Raw genomic sequence first — 22,792 nt, forward strand, 5'->3', positions numbered from 1 at the left:
CGGCGCTGCTGACAGGCAAAGGGAGGATATTTCGGACCATTCCCATTCTATGAAGGAGTTAAAGCTTTCCCTCGCAAAAAAGTTGAGAAGTCCCCATGCGTCTAGAATGAATACTTGATTTCCATCCACTATATCCGTAGTCATTTTAGTTCCATAAAAGCTTGCGTCATCCCAGTTGAATAACAGCCTGCGTATATGATTCGTGGTAAGGAAGGTATTCTCTTCATTGACGACACCAAGGGCGTAAGTTCCGTTTTCGAGAGCGGCTATTTTGATTTTTAATTTCCCTGGATTAAACATCGATAAGCTTACCCCTTTTTAGTTCTTCTTGGAAAGCGCGAAGCCGTTTGGTCGAATCTGCTACATAAAGTATATAACGTTCGAATACGTCTTCCTTTTTGCTCTTTTTATAGATGGTGCGCATCCTTTTCAAATAACGGACAGCTTGCTTATAAGCAGGCCGGTTTTTCAAAGAAACCTTTTCCTGGACCGCATGATAATAAAGGGGCAGGATTAGTTCCGGTTCTTTTGAGACCACTTCTTTGATGGATTCACTGCTGATTAAGTCAATGCTGATTTCCGAGTAAATATGCATCTCCACCCATTTTTTGTATTGTCCTTGTTCAAAAAGGAAATTTGCATAGTTCCAATAGCTGTGCGGAAGGGTGGCCCTGTAAAATTTCTCAAGCAAATCGGTCCGCTTTAATTTATAACAGCAACTGTTAATTAAAGTCGTAAAGGTCCGGACGAAATCTACCCGTTTATAATAATCGGATAGACCGGCAAGGAATTCTTGGACATTATTATTGATGAATTCAATGAATGGGATGGCCCGTGCCCGGTTTTCAGATTCAGCCAGGAGATTCAGCCAATAAAAAATGTATGGACAGGCATCCTTCTTCAATTCATGAAGAAGCTCGATCGCTTGTTTATCATGGTTTTCCAAAAGCGATAGGTGAATGGCTGCGAGGGTATAGGACGTCCTCTCGGTGGTGCCCATATACTTCTCGGGAAGTTCTTTATTGATTCGTTCAAGTTCCTCTTTACGCCATGAGGAATTGGAGAATAAGTAGCTCCATATCTCCCGGTAGAGGTCGATCTTTTCATATTCGAGTCCTTCTCCTCCATCCAGCAGTTTAGCTACATCTTCCTTGATGCTGAAAACGAAGGGATCAAAGGCGAAGGGCCGCGCTTGCCTGCTTAGCGGCTGTACCGTTTCATGCAGCTCTTCTGCCAGGTCGACGGCAAGTGCATAAAAGACCCTGATCGTTTGCGTCTCACTTTTATGCAGCTGAATCATTCTCAGTGTCTGCTGCATTGTGCAAAATTGCGTAACGAAATGATAAAGCAACTTCCATTCCCTTTCCATTGGAGCTTTTGAGCTAAGGCGTTTAAAGTAAGTTTGTATATGATTTTCAATCATGTAAGTAGCCTCGCCTATATGGGGCTCGACATGCTCCGCAAAGGCATCATTCACGAATTGCTTCCATGATGGATAGCTTTTATCTAAGGTGATGGATCTCCCCGCCGCCTGTTTAAGTAATTCACTTGCCGGTTTCACCTGCTGCAGTGCTTGGGCGTCTGAGGCGTTTTTTGGTGCTTTCCAATCGCCCAGCCATTCGGAAACACTAGCGTGTTCAGAATATGCAGAAAAGAAAACGGCCATTTGATGCCTGCAAATGAACCTTGAATCACATGTACAGCTTCCATCCTGTGGGGAGAGCAAATTCAGCCTGGCCTTAAATCTTGTCTCTTCCTGTACCTCAGCCGCAATCGTATCCACCGCTTCTTCTTTAATATCAACGAGCCCCTGACGGTATAACTGGAGCCCTTGATTCACCACATCCGAATCTTCCGGATCCCCGGCCTCCAAAAATTCCGCCAGCCGCTCCCCAACTAACAACAACTCCCGCTCCATACTCTCCTCCTTCTGGGACCAGCCCTAGTTATATATTTTGTATGATCATGAACCTCAGTTCTTTAACTTTTCGTAATCCCGTCTCGGCTTTGTGTATATATGATCGAATGCCGGACGATGGCCGTTCTCTTTACGTTCTATTCGATTTAATCACTGCTTCTTGCCGTTATATTCATAAAAACCCTGTAAAAGTCAATATCGTCAAAAATCCGCTTGAATATAAGCGGTTCGGATATAAACAGGAATAACCGGCATTCACGATAAACATGCCTGGAATCCTTCATCCTCATTAGCTTCATAAAACTAAGTGATGAGGGGCCGGAACCCTTTTTTAATATGCGTTTTTTGAAGCATCTCTTTATTATACTTCATTTTGGCTTGGAATTTAAAATGTAGAATAGAGGTTTTGAAGATGATGAGTGTGAGATTATACATATTCTTGGTTAATGGGAAGAGCCATTCCCGCGGGAATGGCTTTAAAATATGAAATTAGTTAATTTTCATTTCATTCTTCCAACTGTCCAACTTTTTGTTGATGAATGTAACAAAGGTATGATTTTTTTGTAAATTGAATAGAAACGCTGACTTTTCCAAGTACTCTTTTGCTTCTTCAAAGTTACCTACGAGTTCAAAATTATACCCTAAATGGTAATGTAAATCCGCTAAAGCATATAATTGGTCATGTTCGAGGCACCACTTTATGGCATCTTGGCAGCAGGCAATGGACTCTTCGTATCGGACCAGGCGTGTTAACACTCTGCCAAAGTTATAGGATAGACGTGTCTTAAGCGTTTTATCCGTCAAAAAGGGCAGGGCTTTCAAGTGATCTAAAGCTTTCCGTAACAAGGTGAATGCATTTTCGTACTGTTCTTCGGCAACATACATTACACCAAGGCTGCTTAAGATTTCAAGCTCCCGTTCCGAATAAATTTTGTCTGTCGTATGGGTAATGGCTATGGCCTGATTAATGAAATCGATGGCTTTATCCAAATCTTTATTTTTTTCATATTCGTATATTCCTTTGTGCCAAAGAATCAATTGATGATTCTTTTTATTCTGAAGAAAAAGGGGACTGTTTTCCTCAGCCTTTACAATTTGCTGCATTTCCTCATAATTTCGGGTTCTTCTGGCTATTTTTAATTGATAAATCACTTCTTCCACGTAATCCAGCCTAGGGGTCATTCCAATATCGAAAAAATAGTTTACATCAACGCCTAAACGTTGGGAAATTAAATAGAGAGTGGATGCATATGGATAGACATCGCCTTTTTCAATCTTACTTATCTGTGCTTGTGTACAAATACCGGTTGCCAACTCTTCCTGGGAAAGCCCGATTTGTTTACGTAGCTCTTTGATCTTTTGTCCAACTGCAAAAAAATCCATTTTGATTCTCCTTAAAATATGCCTAGAGTTATATTTTGTTATGAAAAATCGGTGAAAGCGGTATGTACAGGTCCTGAACGGTTTAAATAGATTCTTTAGTCGAAATATATGGTTTTAAGAAGTGTGGTTAAATATAACTATAGAATTTATTTCTATTTTAACCAATATTTTTTAAAAAGAAAAGGAGGAATGACCTATGAAAAAAAGTACTAAAGCATTAGTCGTATCTTTTCTTATCATCGCTGCTTTTGTTATTGTCCCAAGCGAATTACCAGGCCTTTACGCAGAACTTCCAGGTTTATATAAATAAGTAAATGAAGCTTACTATTACTGATTCAAGCATCTTCAATTGAAGATGTTTTTTTGTTATCATTTTGTGAATGATTATTCTTTTGCGCATATTCCTGTAGTTATAATTATCTATGAATGGGGAGTGTAAGGACCATTTGGTAGGCGTGGAAGAAACGTGAGGCTAGTTTGTTACGCCTATTTCCTTTTAATGATTTTGTTATAGTGTAAATAACAAAACGGAGAGAGGTGTAAGGTTAATGATTGATATTAATATGAAAGTTCAACCCTCTTTTTACGATGATGAATGTGCCATTGTGTTTTCTTTTTATTTTGATAAGGCAACAAGGAATATTGGTGAAGCTGTGGTGTACACATGCCAAAAATCAGATGAAAAAGAATACAGCCAAGATTATATAGATACAGATGTACAAGAAAAAGTCGCCTATATTAAAGAGTTTTCCATTGCGGATGAATATCAGGCAACCTCAATGAAGAAGATTAAACATTTTTTGAATGTAATCGGTATCAAAAAATGTGAAGCACAACCTTCAGGGAAATGAAGTCGCGTTTTAAACGATAAAAACTCATGACATCCATATGTCATGAGTTTTTACCATTTAAATGAGAGTTTTGAGCATTCATTTTCTTTTTGATGAAATCACTCAATTGTTTCCTTTCACTTGGTTTAGCGTTATTTGTTCTTTCAAAAAATTTAAAGTGTTGTTTATTTCTATTGGATTTCATGATGTCTCTCCTTTTCATTTTTTATTTACCCACATTTTTTTAATTAAAACGTGATTTGCTCATAAAGGGATAAGAATAATGATCAAAAAGATCATGTAATTATTCCTAGAGTTATATTTTCATCTGTCAATCCCTGCATATAAGGATTAATTAGATGATAATAAGTGGTAAAGCCTAAATATGGAGGAATTTCGCGTTTTATCATACTTAAAATAAATGCTAAAATGGTCCGAATATCGGATTTTTCATTAGAAACATCAGTTTCTAGTACCCTAAAGTGAAGAGGGTTGAAGAACTCTTTTCGATGGCCCCCGAGCACTTGCTTGGGGGATCTTTTTTTCTTTGGATAATTTGTCCACTTTATTTCTATAATATGTTTCGTTTTGTTTGTATATACATGGGTAAATATAAGAAACAAGATGAATTAACCTGTGTTCATCGCAGTTTAATCGGAGGAATATATTTTATGGATGTGAAAGTGAAGAATGATCCCACGAAGCGAACTTTCCAGCAGTTCATTTTTCCATTTACGCTTGAGGGAAAAATGATTGAAAAGTTTGTGGAAAAATTGCTTGAGGACAATTTCGTTTTTTTGAACTTGAAAGATATGGAACAGCAAAATCAATTTTACGGCGGCCATAAAGTTTCACACCGTAAATTGGAAAAGTATTTCATGCCATACATCGAGCCGATTTTATTTCCGGGTCATGCAAAACAGAAGGAAGGCTTGCGGCGTTTCACGAAAAAACTGGATATTGATTGTACCTTCGAATCACCCTATCTAAATACCCCATTTATTATTAACTCTATAGATATCTTCATATGCCCATTTCATATTGGCATGATGAATCTTCGTGTTACTTTACCTGAAGGGCTTTCACATAATGATGTGCTCTATTTTGGCGATACATTTAGAATCCTCGAACCGATTGCTGATGATGAAGAAAAAACGAAAGTTGGCTGCCGGGAAAGTCAGTATGAACAGGTGAAGGATTTCATCTTCAATGAACTGTTGCCGCCTATTGAGGAATATATGGATGAAGAACAAGCGGATCCGACCTATTTTGGGAGTTTGCCCTTTTTCATCGATGAAAGAATGTATGTGATCAGTTATACGGCATTCCCTGAGAATCGTGATATTTCTAAAAATGATTTATTCCGGATCAGTGAGCTGAACGGGTATGACAATGATGGTGAGCCATATATAGGCGCATTAAACCCTGATTATATAGAAAAGTATTATCAAGAAAGGGTATATGACAGGTGGGGCAAGGAAACCTATTATGTAACTAGCATGTATCATTTCGCGTGTGTCACGAAAGCGACAGGTAAACTGGAACAGGAACTGGCGAGCGAAATGTATGGCCAGCATTTTTATACAGTGTTGCTTTTCTTTTATTATAAAATCGTGCTGCTCAAATTGGCTCACGAACATTCCCAGATAGATGTGGAAAAAGATCAATCGGATACGGAACAGCTGATTTACATGATCACTGAGTTTTCTGCAAAGTACTTATTCACTGAAGTGAATAGTACGGCAATCGGAAAAGAGCTATTCAAAAAAACGGATGAAACCTTCAGGATTGCCCCTCTCTACAGAGAAGTGAAGGAAACTCTTTCCTACCTTTATCAAAATCAGGATAAACTGTCTGGGAAAAGCAGTAATTATCTCTTGCAAATACTAACGATTTATACGGTGATCTCCGGGATATTCGGAATGAATCTATATATTGAAGATTGGAAAGGGAAATTACCTTGGAAAGCTTATATGAAATACTCCTTATACGAATGGGTAGCTGTCATTGTGACGACAAGCGGCCTAGTCATTTCTTGCATCCTGGGCTTTTTCTTCTTGAAAAAATGGCTGCAAGAGAAAAAAAGCCGAAAAAAAAGAATGCTTTAAAGTCCTGTACAATATGTACAGGACTTTTGTTTTAGAAAAAACATGGTTAAATAGAAAAATGAAGAAATTCGGCATATGAAATCCCCCATTTCCCTAATATTTTGCTAAACTATAGGTATATCATTCTAACTATTCATTAGGAGGAAATCATGAAGAAACTAGCTTTAGTTTCCAGCTTATTGTTGATGAGCGTATTGTTCCTGGCCGGTTGCTCGGATGAGCCAAGTCCGGAAGAGCGCTTTGCGGCATACACGAAGCTTTGGAATAAACAGGATTTTGCGAAGATGTACGAGTATCTGTCACCTGAGACAAGGAAAGAAATCAGTGCGGATGAATTCGAGAAGCGTTATGAAAAAATCTATACGGGCATTGAAGCCGACCAATTAAAGGTGGACTATAAACAGCCAAAAGAAGAAAAAGATCATAAAGATGGAGAAAAGGTAAGCCTTTCATATACCGTTGATATGTCCACTATGGCGGGTGATGTCAGCTCTGACCATAAAGCGACACTTGTCAAGGAAGGGGAAGGCGAGGAAGAAAATTGGTACATCAAGTGGGATGAAAGCTACATATTCCCTCAATTGGAAGCTGGTGAGAAGGTATCGGTCGAATCGTATCCAGCCATTCGCGGGGAAATTGTCGATCGAAATGAACGCGGTCTTGCCATGAATGGGAATGTGGCAGAAGTGGGAATCGTGCCAGAGAAAATGGCCAACGAATCCGAAACGGTTAAAAAGGTCGCTGGAATCCTCAACATGTCCACTGACGAAGTGAATCAGAAATTAAAACAAACATGGGTAAAGCCAAGCTATTTCGTGCCAATCAAGAAAATGTCAAATGATAATACCGCAACTTTGGAAAAGCTATTGAGCATTGCCGGTGTATCTGTCAATAATACGGAAGAGCGCATATATCCGTATAAAGAGGCCACTGCCCATCTAATCGGATATGTCGGTGAGGCATCGGCCGAGGATCTGGAGAAATTGAAAGGTAAAGGATATACCGCAAGTGATGTGATTGGCAAGCGAGGTCTTGAAGAAGTGTTGGAAGCGCGGCTTAAAGGCAAACCTGGCGGTAAAATCTTCATTAAAACCGAAGATGGCGAAGAAAAAGTGATTGCTGAAAAGCCTGCTGAAGAGGGAGAAACAATTACATTGACAATCGACGCCGAGCTTCAAAAGGATATCTTCGAGCAATATAAGAACGAAGCTGGATCGGCATCGGCAATTGATCCCAAGACAGGCGAAACGCTTGCACTTGTTTCAAGTCCGTCATTCGATCCTAATAAATATATTTTCGGAATAACGAAAGCGGAACAAAAAGCGCTTGAAGAAGACCCGAAAAAACCACTTCTGAACCGCTTCAGTTCGACGTTTGCACCTGGTTCAACCATTAAGGCCCTCACTTCAGCGATCGCCTTGAAAAATGGTGTGGATCCGAAAGAGTCGATCAATATCCAAGGGAATACGTGGGCCAAATCGACATGGAAAGATCATTCCATTACAAGGGTTTCGGACCCTGGAGTTCCAATCGATATGGAAAAGGCATTAATTTATTCAGACAACATTTACTTTGCCCAAAAAGCTCTCGGGCTTGGAAAGGAAAAATTCACGAATGGACTCAAGGCTTTCGGATTTGATGAGTCTTTGAATTATGATTACCCGATCAAAGCATCGAGCATTGGCAAGATCGACAGTGAGGGAAGATTGGCAGATGCCGGATATGGTCAAGCGCAAGTTCAAATGAGCACGCTCCACCTCGCCATGACCTATTCAGCCTTCTTGAATGAAGGAAACATTCCTGCACCTTTCTTGATCACAGGAGATAAAATAGAAAAGAAAATATGGAAAGAAAATGCGATATCAGCAGACCAAGCGAATCAGGTCACCAAGATGCTGACACAAGTAGTGGAGCATCCTAAAGGAAGCGGACATGGAATAGCTGATCTTGGCATCAAAATCGCTGCCAAAACGGGAACTGCTGAAATCAAGGCATCCAAAAACTCTGACGGAACAGAAAACGGCTGGTTTGTTGCCATGGACACAGAAGACCCGGAACTTCTCATGGCATGGATGATGGAAGATGTAAAAGGACGAGGCGGCAGCCATGTCGTTGTCGACCAAATGAAACCGGTGTTGAAGAAGTATTTAAAGTAAAGAAAAAAGTCACCCATCTGAACTGGGCAAGCATTTAAACATTAAAAAGCAGGACATTGGCTTCTTCCATGTCCTGCTTTATTTTGGTTGTGGATTCTAATTTGTGGCAGCAATGAAGCTGGATTTAAAGGAGAATGGGACGTGCATACAGAATGTAAAAAGGGAGTTCAATAACTTGCAAGTACACCCGGGACCCCGTGGACCTGAAATCATGATTTTTGCAGCAGTGACATATTCAGGACGTGCCGATGGAATGAATAGGATTAATTCAAAAATCCTTGAAAGATGAATAGAATGGGAATGAGGATGAAAAGGAATGAAAAGATTAAAGTATTTGTTTATCGCTTTCTTTATCACTTTTTTTGCATTTCCTTCTCATGAAGCGACGGCAGCAGAAGAAAATAAGACGATGGAAGTGAAACTGAAGAATTATTTGGGCAATAGAACCAGCGCCGAAATAACGGCAACCGGTGACTACCGTACATCAGGGGGAGAGGTATTCATTAAGGCGGGGGAAAATCTGACTTTGAAAGTGGAGTCGGCTAAACTTGCCGTATACAAAGGTTCTAAGAAAAAGGGATCTTATGCTACTTTTAAGGTAATACCAGTTAAACCTGATTCTTCATTGTCCATAAACGGCCGTCCGTATCAAGGCTCATTTTCATTTACAGCGGAGGATGGTTACATCCGGCCAATCAATACTGTTTATATGGAAGATTACCTAAAGGGCGTCGTCCCGCTGGAGATGCCTGCACTATGGCATGCCGAAGCCTTAAAAGCACAGGCGATTGCAGCCCGGACCTATGCACTTCGCCATCAATCCACAATAATTGATGATACGGTTTCTTACCAAGTATATGGCGGGGCTGCCGGTCACTATCGAACTAATTCTGCCATTGAACAGACGAAGGGCATGGTAATCAAGCATGATGGCGAAATAATCGAAGCGTTCTTTTCTTCAAGCAATGGAGGAATGACCGAATCGAATTCAAATGTTTGGTCAAGTGGAAACCCCCTTGCATATTTATCTATAAAAGAAGATTTCTATGATCCGAAAACCAGTTGGGAGATAACGCTGGACAAGCAGCAAATCGACCTTTCAAAAATGGACTTATCTAAACCGGAAGAATGGTGGACAAGTGTAGAGGAAAAAGATAAAACGGTTGTGCCGAAGCTTAAGGCTTGGCTGAAGAATAATGGATATGCGCAGAAAGATATTAAAATAACGGAGATTCCCTTGTTAACATTTTCAGATGAGAAAACGGGAGGCCGCGTAACGAAAGGCTCCATCCAATTGAATTTCTATGTAAGGGACCTCGTTGATGACCGGGGAAAGCTTTTGCTGCAAACGGTTAAGCTTACAAATGTAGCAGCTTCCAAAATCAGGGGCATGGTGGGGCAAGAGGTGATGAAAAGCTATCTGGTTGACCATTCATCCTCCGATCACTCCAAAATTTCTATTAAAGGATCAGGATATGGGCATGGTGTCGGGCTAAGTCAATTTGGGGCGAAAAACAGAGCGGAAGCAGGACAATCCTATCTAGATATTTTGGGGTTTTATTATCCTGACACAACTATAGAAAGGGAATATGGACCAGGCGCTGGAACAAAAACGGATCTTGTCGCTAAGTCAGAACCGAAATCAGTAAGCATGAAAGCACAAACGGATCATGTCAATGATGAGGTTGGAATCACATACTCCCTAAAAGAAGATACTGTGGTAACACTTACGATTACAGATGGTAAAGGAAAATCTATAGCTTCTCCAGTCCGTGACCAAACAAAGAAAAAGGGAACCCATTCAGCAATCTGGAACACAAAAGCGGTGAGTGACGGTACATATGAAGCAGAAATATCAGCAATGGACCGCAACGGGAATGTAGGTTTGGCATCAATGTCGATTAAGATCAGTAAAGATACGTCGGCACCGAAAATCACCGATGTCAAAACATCGGGTGACTATAGTACCGAGAAAGCGAACATAACATATATAATTAATGAAAACGCTAATGTAACAGTGAAAATTAAGAACAGTAAAGGTAAGGTTGTTGGTATCCTTTCTGAAAGGCCGTTCAGTAAAGGCAGGCAATCCGCAACATGGGATTTCCAAAATATGTCCAGCGGGATATTTACGGTGACAATCTCAGCTAAGGATAAGAGTGACAATCAGAAAACCATTTCAACGAAAATCTCGATTAGGAAGACGACGGGAATAGTGACAGCAAGCGAAATATATATTAAAGAAAAAAGAAATGCATCTTCTGAAACGGTTGGGAATCTATATAGGAACCAATCAGTAACGATTTTGGCTCAACAAGATGAGTGGTACAAAGTGAAAAAGGGAAGCCAAATTGGGTATGCATTAAAAAAACATATAAAAAAATGAATGAGCAGGACGTCAATCATGGCGTCTATTTTTGCTCTATTTTTTATGGCATCAAGACTCTTCACCAAATTCACGAGTAAAAGGCGGGAACTCACGAGTAAAGGTGGAAACTCACGAGTAAATGCACCAAATTCACGAGTAAAAGGCATAAATTCACGAGTAAATGCACTAAACTCATGAGTAAACGGCGGAAAATCATGAGTATACGCACTAAATTCAAGAGTAAAGCACGGATTCGCGAGTAAATGCCCTAAATTCGCGAGTAATGCCCCTAAACTTCGCCATAACTTGGGTTAACGGACCTCAATCAAAGAGAATCTTAAAAGAGGAATGAATGCATTCATTCCTCTTTTGTTTTATGCTGACCGGGTGTGAACGGAATTCCGGCGGCTTTTGTGATGATTTTTGAGATATCGGTGTTTTCAATGACTCCATCAAAGGCTTCACTGCCTGGACCCGAGGCGAAAACGGGAATCATATTGGCAGTGTGCCCTCCTGTGGAACTGGCCGCCCGTATGCTTCGATCAGCTACGCCCGCCTTATGGTGCCTGGCGATGGTGCTACCGATTTCCCAATCGATTTGATGCTTAGGATAGACAAGCGTTTTATTCTTTTTAACGTTATCGATGAATTGATCGACTTCCTGATCCGTAAGGGATATATGTGCATACTTCTTGAATGTGGAAACGACACTTTCTGGATTGATTTCATTATTTTTATCGAATGTAAGCTGTTTGGACATATATTCAGATGAAACCCTGATTTTTTTTAATGCCGTGATATCCATTGTTTCAGAAGCGGAGATCCCCATTGTTTCGTGGTCTGCAAGTACAACGATCAACGTATCATTTCGTTTTCTTGCCCAATCTACAACCTCTTTCACGGTTTGGTCAAATTCGATCGTTTCTTTCCATATTCCAGTGATGTCGGCTGCATGCTCCATATGGTCAATACGTGCACCTTCGGCCATCAAGAAGAATCCCTTATCACCCCGGGATAGAATATCCAACGCTTTGGATGTCATTTCGGGGAGGGATGGCTCTTGGGAATGTAATAATTCTTTATCCAGTTTGAAATTCATATAAGTAGGGTGAAATAATCCTAAAAGTTTTGCCGGATTATTAATGGAACTAAGTTCTTCTTTAGTCGTCGTAATCCCATAGCCAGCTTGTTTAAACTTGGCGATTAAATCCTCGCCATTCTGCTTATCCGCCTTGAAATAGCTGGCACCACCGCCGAGAATGACGTCAATCCGGTTATCAAAGAGCTGCCTTGCGATATTTGCGCCACCTGTCCAGCGGTTAGGCACACTTGCACCAAAGGCAGCGGGTGTGGCATCGACTACCATATTGGTTGAGATGATCCCGACTTTTTTGCCCTTGTTCTGAAAGGCATCCAAAACACTATCCACCTCGGAACCATTGGCATCGACACCGATTGATTCATTGTTGGTTTTTATACCAGTGGCAATCGCTGACCCTCCTGCTGCCGAGTCAGTGACGTAATTATTGGCGGAATAGGTGCGCATCAGGGCGACATGCTCCAGTTTTTCCAAATGTAGTACACCTGTCTTTCCGTATTCCAATTGCCGGGCAATTTCTATAGCTCCTAGCCCCATGCCGTCGCCAATCAGCAATATGACATTCTTGGGGGTGTTTCTTGTTTTTGCTTGAATGGGGGAGCTCATGCAAATAAAGATAATTATAAGAACGAATAATCCAAAGCGATGCGGCTGTACGAGTTTGTATCCGGATGTCTTATTCATCTGTAATCCTCCAATGGTGAAAGTCTTTTTATTATTTGTTTAAATCGATAAAAAAACCCCTCCCTGAAATTCAGGATATAAACTAAGCTTTTTAGCCTGGTTAGCCGCATCAAGTCGGTTTTTGTATAATTTGTCTTTCAAAAAAATAAAGAATTTCTATATAATTACAATATAAAGGCGATAATTTATAAACAGTAAATACATAACTGATATAATTTCACTAAAGGTCAATTGAAATAATAGGAGAGAAAAACCCTATGCTATCCAGTATGAAAAAGTTCTTCAAAGATGGTTCTAAAGACTTGAAGAGAATTTATAAGTTGGTAGAAGAAGTGAATCGGCTAGAGGGTAAATATGAAAAATATTCAGATCTGGAATTAAGCGGAATGAAGGATAGATTTAAAAGCATTTTGGATGCTGGTGACAATATTTTGGAGATACAAGCTGAAGCTTTTGCGGTTGTGAGGGAGGCTTCCAAGCGAGTATTGAATCATAGGCACCATGATGTTCAGCTTGCAGGCGGTTTTGTCCTGAGTGAAGGGGGCATTGCCCAAATGAATACGGGCGAGGGGAAGACGCTTGTCTCTACATTGCCTAGCTATTTACATGCACTGTTCGGTAATGGTGTCCATATAATAACGGCAAACGAATATTTGGCCAAACGTGATAAAGAGTTAATGGGACAAATTCTTGAATTTCTAGGATTGACGGTTGGTTTGAACATTTCCCAAATGGGATCTTCGGCGAAACGTGAAGCATATGCGGCAGATATCACGTATGGGACGGCAACGGAGTTCGGTTTTGATTATTTGCGAGATAATCTGGTTTACCGAAGGGAAGACAAGGTTCAAAGAGGTCACCAATTTGCCATTATCGATGAGGTTGACAGCATCTTGATTGATGAAGCGAGGACACCATTAATCATTGCGGGCAGGGCAAACGACGGAACCGAGCTACACCGGATCACGGCGCAAATCATGAAGGCATTTATAGAAAAGGATGATTACGAGATTTCCATCGAGTCAAGGTCCGCCTTCTTCACGGATCAAGGTGCTTCCAAGATTGAAGAGGCCTTTGGCATCGACAATTTGTATGGAATGGAACATCAAGAGTTATTACTTAATGTAACACAGGCGCTGAAAGCGCGGGCAATCATGAAATTGGATGTGGACTACATTGTCATCGATGGAAAGATTGCAATCATCGATAAATTCACAGGCAGGGTGATGGAAGGGCGAAGCTTCAGTGACGGGCTGCATCAAGCCATCGAGGCAAAAGAGGGATTGGGGATTTCAGAAGAGAATGAAACACAGGCTATGATTTCCGTCCAAAATTATTTTCGATTATATCATTCAATGTCTGGGATGACAGGGAGTGCCATGCCATCAAAGTCTGAATTCCAGGAAATATATCAGCTCCCCGTCATTGAAATTCCAACTAATGAGCCTAATATTCGAGTGGATGAGGATGATTTGCTTTATAAAAATGAAACCAGCAAAATCAACAAAATCGTCACGGAAGTAAAACGGATCCATGATGGAGGCAGACCTATCCTGATCGGGACGACCTCCATTGAGCAATCTGAAAAAATTTCGGTTCAACTGGATAATCGAAAAATTAAACATCAAATCCTTAATGCGAAGACGGAAGAGGATGAAGCGGAGATCATTGCGAATGCCGGGCAAAAAAAACAAGTGATGCTGGCTACCAACATGGCTGGGAGAGGAACGGATATATTACTTGGGAATGATGTCAAGGAATTGGGCGGCCTTCATATTATCGGGACGGAGCGACACGAAAGCCGACGGATCGATATGCAGTTAAGAGGACGTTCCGGACGGCAGGGTGATCCTGGTTCAACACAATTCATCATTTCTTTGGAAGATGATTTGTTTAATTACTATGATGAAGAAGAAATGGGACGTTATATCAAGAAAATCAAAACGGATGAAAATGGGTTGGTTCTGGGCCCTGCACCCGATAAATTCGTTAAAATGGTTCAGGAAACGGTAGAGCAGATGCATCAATCAAGCCGATACCATTTATTGAAGTTGGAACATGCAATAAATGAGCAGAGCAAAATCATCTATGCCATGAGAGATCGGATTCTTGATATGGAGCCTGGACGGATGTCGGTCATTTTACTTGAATACATCGTAAAATACATTACTCGGCTCACAGTGAAATATGACCGTGAACATATAGCGGAGCCTGATTCCTCTGCCTTTATTGAAGAGCTATCCCTTGTTTTGCTGTCGTTAGGTTGGCAGGAAAGTGTTTTGAAGGATATAGAAGGCCAAATGGAAGGAAGGGTGTTGGAGGCTTTAGGTGAATTGGAGTCGAGACTGGTGATCTTTCAAGACGATGCAGAATGGGGAAACCAGTTGCGCGCTTTCATGCTGCAGCACATCGATACAAATTGGATGAACCATTTAGATGAAATGAACAGTTTGAAGGAAGGCATTGATTTAAGCGGATATGGTCAACAGGACCCATATGCGATGTTTGAAAAAGCAGCTCTCAGTCAATTCAACCTTCTATTAAGTAAAATTGAGGCGGAGATAAGCATCCGTTTTATGGAATATATGAAAAGTAACCAGCAAGATGCAGCTTCTTTGGAGGGGGAGGAACGATGAGTTTATTTGGAAAACGGGATAATGCAGCTTCAGATGTAAATAAGTTAGCAGGTCAGGATGACACCGTTCGTACTGTCCTGATTTTTCATAAGGGGTGGGATATTTCCAAGCAAGAGGAATATGTATATAAATTCCACCATCAAAGGTTGTCTGCATTAAAACCGAACCAAATTTCAATATCCGGCATCAAGCTGACTAGGGTGGAAGATGATGTCATCATAGTGGCTTTTCTACGAAATTCAATAGATAAAGCCATCAGGTTTGATATCGTGGATTTACTGTTAGTTGATGGAGATGGAAAACTCCTTGCGAAAAAGACATTCGATCTCACAGAGCTTGGTGAGATACCGGCACTTTCAAGCATGCCATGGCGTTTCTTGTTCGAGGAAGGATATATTTTGGCGGAATCGATTCCTGATGAAGGTTGGAAGATTGCTTTTGAATGGAAGAGAAAGTAGAAAAACAACCGCAAGAGTCTAGCGGCAATCGCAGTTTTTTTGCCGGAGTGCCAAAGAAAAGCCCTCATCCTTTTAGTGATGAAGGTTTTTTGTTTATCAGTAGCACCAAATATTTATGCCATTTTTCGTGTGCAATTTCTCATAAATGGCAACGCTAAGTAATATTTATAAGTAATCTTCCGCAATCAGGCCTAACTAAGGCTTGGAAATAATGAAGAGGAAAGTGGCAGGAGCATGAAGAATAACAGTAATCAACGATTGAAGGAGAGGCTATTGGAATTATTGTCATTCTCAATCGTGGCCATACTTTTCATTTATACGAATGATAGGATGGGTAACGATCTTTCTATTGGAATAATTACGATAATCATCGGTGCTGCCGGTTTTATTGTTTATTTGAAGGAATGGATATCAAATGGAATTGTAAAGGGCATCATTTTTTCAGTTTTCCTTCTTTCAATCATGTTGTTTTTCCTTGGGGACATCTGGTTTTATCGTTATTATTCAACACCTATAACATCCTATATGTGGATGCAAAAAAGCAATCTGAATGGGCTTGGTGAAAGTATTTTCAGTATGATGGAAATGAAGGATGCAATTTTTCTTCTAGCAGGCATTCCAATTGCTGAATCTTTTGTGAAGAAAAAATACCCCCTCAAGCATATGGCACTCGTGCCGGCCGTAATATTCCTGATGATAGCAGGATTAAAACCGGTCAAGAATATCTTTATCGATAAAGTGGATATAACCCGGCGTTATGAGGCAAATACCTTCTTGAGAAACTGGGGACCTATCGGCCATCACGCATTGGATGCGTATGCCTATTTTACTGACTCGGGAAGGGATGAATTGTCATCGGAAGAAAAGAAGGACGTTTCTGATTACTTCAATAAAAAGAAAAGAAAGGAAAAAGCCCATTCAGGGTCCTTGGAGGGGAAGAATCTCATTATCATCCAGGTGGAATCTTTACAGGCGTTCCCGCTCTTTCAAACCAGTGCCGGGCAGGAGGTCACGCCATTCATGAATGAACTGGCGAAAGGGGGATTGTATTTCCCGCATGTATATCCGCAGACGGTATTTGGAAATTCATCTGATGGAGAGCTTATCGTGAATACCGGACTATTTCCTTTAAAGCAAGGTGCGACCTTTTTTCGGTTCCCATATAATGATTTTCCTGGTCTTGCCAAGGAATTAAAGAAGTCGGATTATCAAAGTTTTGCTTTCCACGGAGATGAAGAAGACTTTTGGAACAGGCAGCATGCATATCCCTCGCTAGGTTTTGATGACTATCTTTCCATAGAGGATATGAAGCAGGATGAGTTGATTTCGATGGGCTTGGGAGACCGCAGTTTCTTTAATCAAAGCTATGATTTCTTAAAAGATAAACAAAACCCCTATTACGCTTTTTTCGTTACTTTGACCAGCCATGTACCTTTTTCACTGCCGAAGGAACAGATAACAATGAAGCCTGAAGTTGGAAAAGAAAATAATTACCTGACTAAATATTTCGAAGCCATTCATTATACAGATTCAGCTATCGGGGATTTCGTGAAGAAGTTGAAGGATGACGGGAAATTGAAAGACAGCGTGATTGTCATTTACGGAGATCATGATGGGCTATTCTTAAAAGATAAACACGAGGTTGAAGCGTATTACGGTAGTAAAATTAGCGATGAAGAGTGGATTGAAAAATATATGCCCATTCCCGTGATCATTTATCAGGAGGATATGGAAGGGAGAACGATTGATAAGGTGGCGGGCCAAATCAATATTCTGCCCACTCTATATGATTTGTTCAATATAAAGAGTTCTTCATACTTTGGAGAGAGCATGCTGGATGGCGAAGAGGGTGATGCCTTGATATTAAAAGGGGATTATGGTTCTCAAATGAAAATAAATGGGGATGGCAAGGTCGAAGGATTTTCACCAGAAGATCAAAAGGAGATTGATCTGAGTGATCAAGTGATACGTTCCGATTACTTTAAAAAAATTGAGAAAGAGGTAAAAAAAGAGGATGACTGATAAAAGTCATCCTCCTCCATTATAATCCCAAATGTGTTTTAACACGATTTTGGGCTTCAAGCTTTGTATCTTCTGGAACGATGTTGTACCAAACGCCATCCACCCGTTGATTGTCACCTTCAAGTGTATATTGTTCAATATTTTTGAGGGATGATTTGTAGTTATTTTGAATGCTCAACATTTCATTGAAAGTTAAATTGGTTTCCACGTTTTTACCTAAAGCTTCGAATATATCGTCATAATTGGTAAGTGTCGATAGGCTTGCCCCTTTTTTCATGACAGCTTGGATAACTTGGCGTTGTCGCATTTGCCGTCCATAATCCCCTCGGGGATCTTCTTTACGGATTCGGGAATAAATCAAGGCCTCTTTACCATTTAAGTCGATTGTGCCTTTGTTGAAGGTATATCCTTTATAGGCAAGGTCCATATCATTATCCACCGTGACACCACCAACGGCATTCACAATATCCTGAAAGCCTTCCATATTCATTTTGACGTAATAGTCAATCGGAATATCCAAATAGGATTCCACTGTATTTATCGACATGGCGACTCCGCCATATGCATAGGCATGGTTCATTTTATCATTTATACCTTTACCGACGATCTCTGTACGGGTATCTCTCGGTAAACTCAATAACTCAATCGATTCTTTTTTAGGATTAACGGTCATGACAATCATCGTATCTGATCGACCTGAGTCATTTTTTCTTTCATCCACACCAAGAATTAGTAATGAAAATGGATCTTGGCTTTTGAACTTGATGTCCTCTTCACGTTTATTCGTTTTATGGGCTGTACCCTGCATAGTGCTGATCGCACCAGCTAATGATTGATAAACTGAAGCGCCATAAACACCTGCGCCAATGATAAGGATAAGAAGGGTGAAGCCGATTATTTTAAACGTTTTGCGTTTCTTTTTCTTTTTTTTATGTTCGGATCTCATTTAATATTCCTCCCTTAACCATCCCACAAAATGGAAGGTGTGAAAAAGTACCTAGTCGGTATTTTTAACTATACCTTTTTTTTGTCAAAAATAGAATAGTTTCTTTTTGTAGGTAGAGTGCATATTTACCTTTTTTCATTCAAAAAAACGAAGGATTCTGAATTCCTTCGTTTGCACAGCATTCATTTTTTCCAAAATTGTATAGCGGAGTTAAAGAAGTTATGATTCTTTTACATGAATTTGCCAGACTTTTAGAGAAAGTCTGGCAAGTAAATCTTATAAACTTTTATAACCGATGATTTTACTTTTGAAATAAGAGTTTGAAGTAGTACTGATTGTTACTCCCTTACTTGATGAGGCATGAATGAATTCCCCGCCGCCCAAGTAAATTCCCATATGGCTTATGACTGATTTATTGGAACCCGTTGCAAAGAAGATAAGATCGCCGCTTTTCGGTGAAGTAACCTTTTTGCCCATATCATAGTAGGTGGACGATGAAAGCCTTGGAACATCATACCCAGCCTTCTTGAACGTATAGTAGATGAATCCGCTGCAATCGAATCCTGATGGGGAGGAACCTGCCCACGAATAAGGTGTGCCAATCAATTTCTTTGCTTCGGAAACGAGCTTGGCCACTTTGTTTCCTGAACTTGGCGCTTCCACTTTTCCACCATCGTTTTTATCTGCAGGGGCAGTGCTTGCCGATGTACTTAATTTCAGTTTTTGACCCACTCTGATTAGATCGGACTTTAATGAGTTGATTGATTTAAGCTGGGCTACAGTCAAGTTCGTTTTTCTGGAAATCTTGGAAAGAGTATCACCTTTTACCACAATGTATGTAGACGAATTGGCTGGGGTCTGTGTACCATTGGATGGTTTGGAGCTGCCGGGTAAATCAATGGTAGTATTGGTGGTTGATTTGGATACGATAAGTTTGGCGCCTGCATAAATTCTATCGGATTTTAAGTTATTCATTTTCATCAATTCAGCAAGTGTAAGGTTATGCTTGTTTGCTATCCTGGTTAAGGTATCACCTGAAACAATGGTATATGTGGTTTTCTTAGTTGTTTTCACGGAAACAGAAGAAGCATTTGATGTTGTTTGGGAGTTGGGTGTAATTAATTTTTGATTGATTCTCAAGAAGTCTGATTTTAAGTTATTAAGTTGTTTTAAGTCTTTTACCGTCGTATTATGCTTCTGGGCGATTTTACTTAGGTTATCACCGCTTTTGACTGTATATGTACCGGCAAGGGCAGGAGAAACAAAAGTAGAAGATAAAATGGCTAATGTCGAAAATGCGACAACACTTTTTTTCACGGTTTTCCACCTCGAATATGTCTTTTTCCCTATTCTAACAAAATAAATGGGTGTGAACATATTACATTTTTGTTACAAGGGGAAAATAGTAGTATTTTACTGGTTTATATTGGTGGCGTTCGAGTATTGTAATCTACAATATTTTCTATATTGTGAGTCTTTTTTCACATTGGGTAGTTTTGCGTTTTAATTTGTGATTTTCTGTAAAATCATCTTTGTTTTTAGAATGTGCATTTTAAGTTTCATTGTCTTTAAAAGCTCCTGAATTAAAACAGGTGAAGAAAAAAATTTGGTTTTCTATTTTTCCAATTTTTCAGTGTGACGAAAGCCAGCTAACTTCAGTAGATTATGGGCCGTGGTTACGGTACCAAACTCCGTTTGGAATTTTTTAAGCGTCGAAGTGGAGAGCGAAGAAAATAACGATTGCCCATGACATGACCAAAGACTCTCCATACATCGATTTTTCGTTTTTACATTTCTATTTTAATGAACAATTAGAACTATTCTCTCGTGGATATAATATAAAGTCTAATTATAACCTTGCGGTTATTGGGTTGTTGTATTGAGTTCCTTATGTTCATCATATGCCCAGTTACTTGTATGACTTTGTATCTTCGCTATTGTTCCATTAAACATGTATTATTAGGAATTAAAGATTCAAACTCTTCTTCTAAGGGGGAGAAATGGTTTTCCTCACAGCCATAGCCGACAGCGGCAACGACGTTTTGTTTTTGGGGACACATGTGGAATCATGGGCTAAAGCCAAAACTATTTATTCATGGTTTTTCTTTCCTCTTGATTGGAGAGTGGTAATGAAGTTTGTTCCCATGTTATAATTTCCTGTAGCAATCTATTAATTGCTGGTAAAAAACTCGGCCTTTCGTAATGGTTTGTTGGTAACATCATTTTAGTAAAAGAGCGTTTTTTTGTTCATTAATTTCGCTTGCGAGGTTAATAACGTTCCCAGGCCTTGTACATGGCCCCTTGTTAAAAAAGACATCCAACTTAATGAGGCAGAAAAGTCAGTTAAGGATGAGAAAACCAAACTCTATAAATGTTTTTCTGTTCCTTATCTGTTATTGTTTGGATAGCTAAGTCTAATGTTCTGCTCTTTTAGTATTAGGGGTTAGTTATCGCAGTGGCCATCATAAATTTAAGTGAATTCGAACATAGGGGGACCTATTCCTAAACTTCACTAAAAAATTATATTAATTAAACTTAGTAACATATTTAATTCAAACAATGATTCTATAGTTATTAATTCAGGAGGTTTTAAAATGGAAAGTCGCGCGACGATGTTTTGCGTATTAAACTCATTGGACATTAATCGGGGTGGAATGACAAAGGCCGCACTTCTGCAAGCAAACTTATTTGCAGAATTAGGTTATGAAACTTACATCCTTACCTTTAACTTCAATCCCCGTTATAATACGATCATTCAACAACTAATTAAACAGGGTAAGATCGACAAACGTATCAAGCTTTTGAATATGTATGAATCGTTAAGCCGTACAAATAGAAGTACGTTACAGCAGAAGGAAAATGAAACCATTAAACGGATTGAAGAGTGTAAGGCAGTATTGGACAAACGTGCCGGTTTTAATGCTTATAGAGCATATGAGAATGGTTTATATACAACCTATATAAATTATGATAAAGAAAACAGAGTTAGTTTCCTTGATTACTTTAATGAACAACGTTATCGTACAAAACGTGAGGAGTATGATGAATTCGGCTATCTAAGGAAAGTAGCCTACATGGATTTTGAATTGAATAAACCAAGGCAAATGATCTATTTTGATGACAAAGGACAAGCTTACTTGTCCGTATGGTCCAACCCTAAGAATGGAATAGCCAACCGAGTAAACCACTTCAACTCAAATGGTGTGCTCCTATCCGTTCATACGAATGAGTTGGATTTAAAAACCCAATGGGTGGAGAGCATCATAAAAGACTATGATTACCCTGTTTTAGTTTGTGATGCCAGAACATCCGATCCAGTCATGATGAATGTCAAACTGGAAAAAGCAATTAAAATATGGAGACTCCATAGCAATCATGTTAAACCGCCATATGATGTGGACGGTGAAATTGGTGTCAAAATCGCTCCTACTTTGGAAGCCATCGATGAACTGGATGTAGCTTTGCTATTAACGGAATCCCAAAAGGTTGATTTGGAAAAACGCTTTGGGAAAAAAGATAATATTCGGGTAATTCCTCATTATATGAAAGATTTTGCTGAATCCGGGTGGTTCAGCACTTTTAAGAAAGCTGATAACTTAGCTGTCATCATTAGTCGATTCTCCACTTTAAAAAGAATCGACCATTCAATAAAAGCCTTCAAAAAAGTAGTCGACCGTATACCCAAAGCTAAACTGGAGATATGGGGCTTAGGTGATGAAGAACCGAATTTAAGAAAATTGATTAAGGAACTGGACTTACAAAACCATGTCTTCCTTAAAGGATATACGAATAATCCGGATAAGCTTTATCAAAAAGCTTTGTTCTCTGTAGTAACAAGTAAAAGTGAAGGCTTTTCATTAGGCATTCTGGAAAGTTTGTCAAATGGTTCGCCCATTATTAGTTACGATATTAACTATGGTCCACGGGATCTTATTCTTAATGAAGAAACTGGATTTATAGTAGAGAATGGCAATATCGATCAACTCTCCGAGAAGATGATTTGGATGTTTGAAAACAAAAAAGCGGCTTTGAATATGGGTAAGAATGCGGTTAAGGATATGAAAGAACGATTCAATGAGCAGCAATATACAGATAAATGGGTTGACACAATCGAAACGGCGGTGAAAAATAAAAAAGCTAAGCTTGGCATTTACGCATAATAAATGACTAAATAGAGCTGACTT

General features: G+C 39.7%; 16 protein-coding genes. 10 read left to right on the top strand and 6 right to left on the bottom strand.

The window, feature by feature from the left end:
* Window positions 1-292: 292 nt before the first annotated feature.
* Together J7I96_RS06225 and J7I96_RS06230 are read right to left on the bottom strand one after the other, a co-directional pair.
* Complete coding sequence (locus J7I96_RS06225) at window positions 293-1,918, bottom strand: hypothetical protein (protein WP_214772282.1); 1,626 nt, start codon at window positions 1,916-1,918, stop codon at window positions 293-295.
* Window positions 1,919-2,407: 489 nt separating this feature from the next.
* Window positions 2,408-3,301, bottom strand: coding sequence for a helix-turn-helix domain-containing protein (locus J7I96_RS06230; protein WP_214772278.1), 894 nt, complete (start codon window positions 3,299-3,301; stop codon window positions 2,408-2,410).
* A gap of 548 nt (window positions 3,302-3,849) precedes the next feature.
* Between J7I96_RS06230 and J7I96_RS06235 the strand changes: the two genes are divergently transcribed.
* The gene (locus tag J7I96_RS06235) at window positions 3,850-4,152 is read left to right on the top strand and encodes a hypothetical protein (RefSeq protein WP_214922176.1); all 303 of its coding nucleotides are present in this window, start codon (window positions 3,850-3,852) and stop codon (window positions 4,150-4,152) included.
* A gap of 40 nt (window positions 4,153-4,192) precedes the next feature.
* Here J7I96_RS06235 and J7I96_RS06240 read toward each other — a convergent pair whose 3' ends face one another.
* Window positions 4,193-4,336, bottom strand: coding sequence for a hypothetical protein (locus J7I96_RS06240; protein ID WP_214772273.1), 144 nt, complete (start codon window positions 4,334-4,336; stop codon window positions 4,193-4,195).
* Between the two features lie 466 nt (window positions 4,337-4,802).
* Between J7I96_RS06240 and J7I96_RS06245 the strand changes: the two genes are divergently transcribed.
* The 4 genes from J7I96_RS06245 to J7I96_RS06260 all read left to right on the top strand — a co-directional run bounded on the left by J7I96_RS06245 (window position 4,803) and on the right by J7I96_RS06260 (window position 10,781).
* The gene (locus J7I96_RS06245) at window positions 4,803-6,239 is read left to right on the top strand and encodes a hypothetical protein (RefSeq protein WP_214922178.1); all 1,437 of its coding nucleotides are present in this window, start codon (window positions 4,803-4,805) and stop codon (window positions 6,237-6,239) included.
* 149 nt (window positions 6,240-6,388) lie between these two features.
* The gene (locus J7I96_RS06250; RefSeq protein WP_214922180.1) at window positions 6,389-8,395 is read left to right on the top strand and encodes a penicillin-binding transpeptidase domain-containing protein; all 2,007 of its coding nucleotides are present in this window, start codon (window positions 6,389-6,391) and stop codon (window positions 8,393-8,395) included.
* 103 nt (window positions 8,396-8,498) lie between these two features.
* Entirely contained in the window at window positions 8,499-8,684 is a 186-nt protein-coding gene (locus J7I96_RS06255) for a hypothetical protein (protein ID WP_214922182.1), read from the top strand.
* Window positions 8,685-8,711: 27 nt separating this feature from the next.
* Window positions 8,712-10,781, top strand: coding sequence for a SpoIID/LytB domain-containing protein (locus J7I96_RS06260; RefSeq protein ID WP_214922184.1), 2,070 nt, complete (start codon window positions 8,712-8,714; stop codon window positions 10,779-10,781).
* A 340-nt stretch (window positions 10,782-11,121) separates the two neighbouring features.
* Here the strand turns inward: J7I96_RS06260 and J7I96_RS06265 are convergent, their stop codons facing one another.
* A complete protein-coding gene (locus J7I96_RS06265; protein WP_214922186.1) occupies window positions 11,122-12,546 on the bottom strand; it encodes an alkaline phosphatase in 1,425 nt (474 codons plus the stop codon).
* Between the two features lie 257 nt (window positions 12,547-12,803).
* On the opposite strand from J7I96_RS06265, the gene secA reads away from it, so the two are divergent.
* From secA to J7I96_RS06285, 4 genes are all read left to right on the top strand, one after another.
* Window positions 12,804-15,182, top strand: coding sequence for a preprotein translocase subunit SecA (gene secA / locus J7I96_RS06270; RefSeq protein WP_214922187.1), 2,379 nt, complete (start codon window positions 12,804-12,806; stop codon window positions 15,180-15,182).
* Complete coding sequence (locus tag J7I96_RS06275) at window positions 15,179-15,640, top strand: SLAP domain-containing protein (protein ID WP_214922189.1); 462 nt, start codon at window positions 15,179-15,181, stop codon at window positions 15,638-15,640. Before secA ends, J7I96_RS06275 begins: the two co-directional genes overlap by 4 nt.
* On the top strand, window positions 15,625-15,798 hold the full coding sequence (locus J7I96_RS06280; protein WP_214922191.1) for a hypothetical protein: 174 nt from the start codon (window positions 15,625-15,627) through the stop codon (window positions 15,796-15,798). Before J7I96_RS06275 ends, J7I96_RS06280 begins: the two co-directional genes overlap by 16 nt.
* Before the next feature lie 76 nt (window positions 15,799-15,874).
* On the top strand, window positions 15,875-17,662 hold the full coding sequence (locus tag J7I96_RS06285; protein WP_214922193.1) for an LTA synthase family protein: 1,788 nt from the start codon (window positions 15,875-15,877) through the stop codon (window positions 17,660-17,662).
* 19 nt (window positions 17,663-17,681) lie between these two features.
* Here J7I96_RS06285 and J7I96_RS06290 read toward each other — a convergent pair whose 3' ends face one another.
* Both J7I96_RS06290 and J7I96_RS06295 read right to left on the bottom strand, forming a co-directional pair.
* Window positions 17,682-18,608 carry an LCP family glycopolymer transferase gene (locus tag J7I96_RS06290; RefSeq protein WP_214922195.1) on the bottom strand — a complete coding sequence of 309 codons (927 nt, stop codon included), beginning with the start codon at window positions 18,606-18,608 and terminating at the stop codon, window positions 17,682-17,684.
* A gap of 276 nt (window positions 18,609-18,884) precedes the next feature.
* Complete coding sequence (locus tag J7I96_RS06295; protein ID WP_214922197.1) at window positions 18,885-19,925, bottom strand: C40 family peptidase; 1,041 nt, start codon at window positions 19,923-19,925, stop codon at window positions 18,885-18,887.
* Window positions 19,926-21,202: 1,277 nt separating this feature from the next.
* Between J7I96_RS06295 and J7I96_RS06300 the strand changes: the two genes are divergently transcribed.
* Window positions 21,203-22,768 (top strand): glycosyltransferase, encoded by a 1,566-nt coding sequence (locus J7I96_RS06300; protein ID WP_214772251.1) that lies wholly within the window; start codon window positions 21,203-21,205, stop codon window positions 22,766-22,768.
* The last annotated feature ends 24 nt before the right edge of the window (window positions 22,769-22,792 follow it).

This window comes from Bacillus sp. ISL-78 (assembly GCF_018613455.1).
GTDB lineage: Bacteria > Bacillota > Bacilli > Bacillales > DSM-1321 > Peribacillus > Peribacillus frigoritolerans.

Excerpts from the sequence above, each read along its gene's own strand:
- J7I96_RS06225 (WP_214772282.1), bottom strand. The coding sequence starts at position 1,918 with ATGGAGCGGGAGTTGTTGTTAGTTGGGGAGCGGCTGGCGGAATTTTTG.
- J7I96_RS06230 (WP_214772278.1), bottom strand. The coding sequence starts at position 3,301 with ATGGATTTTTTTGCAGTTGGACAAAAGATCAAAGAGCTACGTAAACAA.
- J7I96_RS06235 (WP_214922176.1), top strand. The coding sequence starts at position 3,850 with ATGATTGATATTAATATGAAAGTTCAACCCTCTTTTTACGATGATGAA.
- J7I96_RS06240 (WP_214772273.1), bottom strand. The coding sequence starts at position 4,336 with ATGAAATCCAATAGAAATAAACAACACTTTAAATTTTTTGAAAGAACA.
- J7I96_RS06245 (WP_214922178.1), top strand. The coding sequence starts at position 4,803 with ATGGATGTGAAAGTGAAGAATGATCCCACGAAGCGAACTTTCCAGCAG.
- J7I96_RS06250 (WP_214922180.1), top strand. The coding sequence starts at position 6,389 with ATGAAGAAACTAGCTTTAGTTTCCAGCTTATTGTTGATGAGCGTATTG.
- J7I96_RS06260 (WP_214922184.1), top strand. The coding sequence starts at position 8,712 with ATGAAAAGATTAAAGTATTTGTTTATCGCTTTCTTTATCACTTTTTTT.
- J7I96_RS06265 (WP_214922186.1), bottom strand. The coding sequence starts at position 12,546 with ATGAATAAGACATCCGGATACAAACTCGTACAGCCGCATCGCTTTGGA.
- secA (WP_214922187.1), top strand. The coding sequence starts at position 12,804 with ATGCTATCCAGTATGAAAAAGTTCTTCAAAGATGGTTCTAAAGACTTG.
- J7I96_RS06275 (WP_214922189.1), top strand. The coding sequence starts at position 15,179 with ATGAGTTTATTTGGAAAACGGGATAATGCAGCTTCAGATGTAAATAAG.
- J7I96_RS06280 (WP_214922191.1), top strand. The coding sequence starts at position 15,625 with ATGGAAGAGAAAGTAGAAAAACAACCGCAAGAGTCTAGCGGCAATCGC.
- J7I96_RS06285 (WP_214922193.1), top strand. The coding sequence starts at position 15,875 with ATGAAGAATAACAGTAATCAACGATTGAAGGAGAGGCTATTGGAATTA.
- J7I96_RS06290 (WP_214922195.1), bottom strand. The coding sequence starts at position 18,608 with ATGAGATCCGAACATAAAAAAAAGAAAAAGAAACGCAAAACGTTTAAA.
- J7I96_RS06300 (WP_214772251.1), top strand. The coding sequence starts at position 21,203 with ATGGAAAGTCGCGCGACGATGTTTTGCGTATTAAACTCATTGGACATT.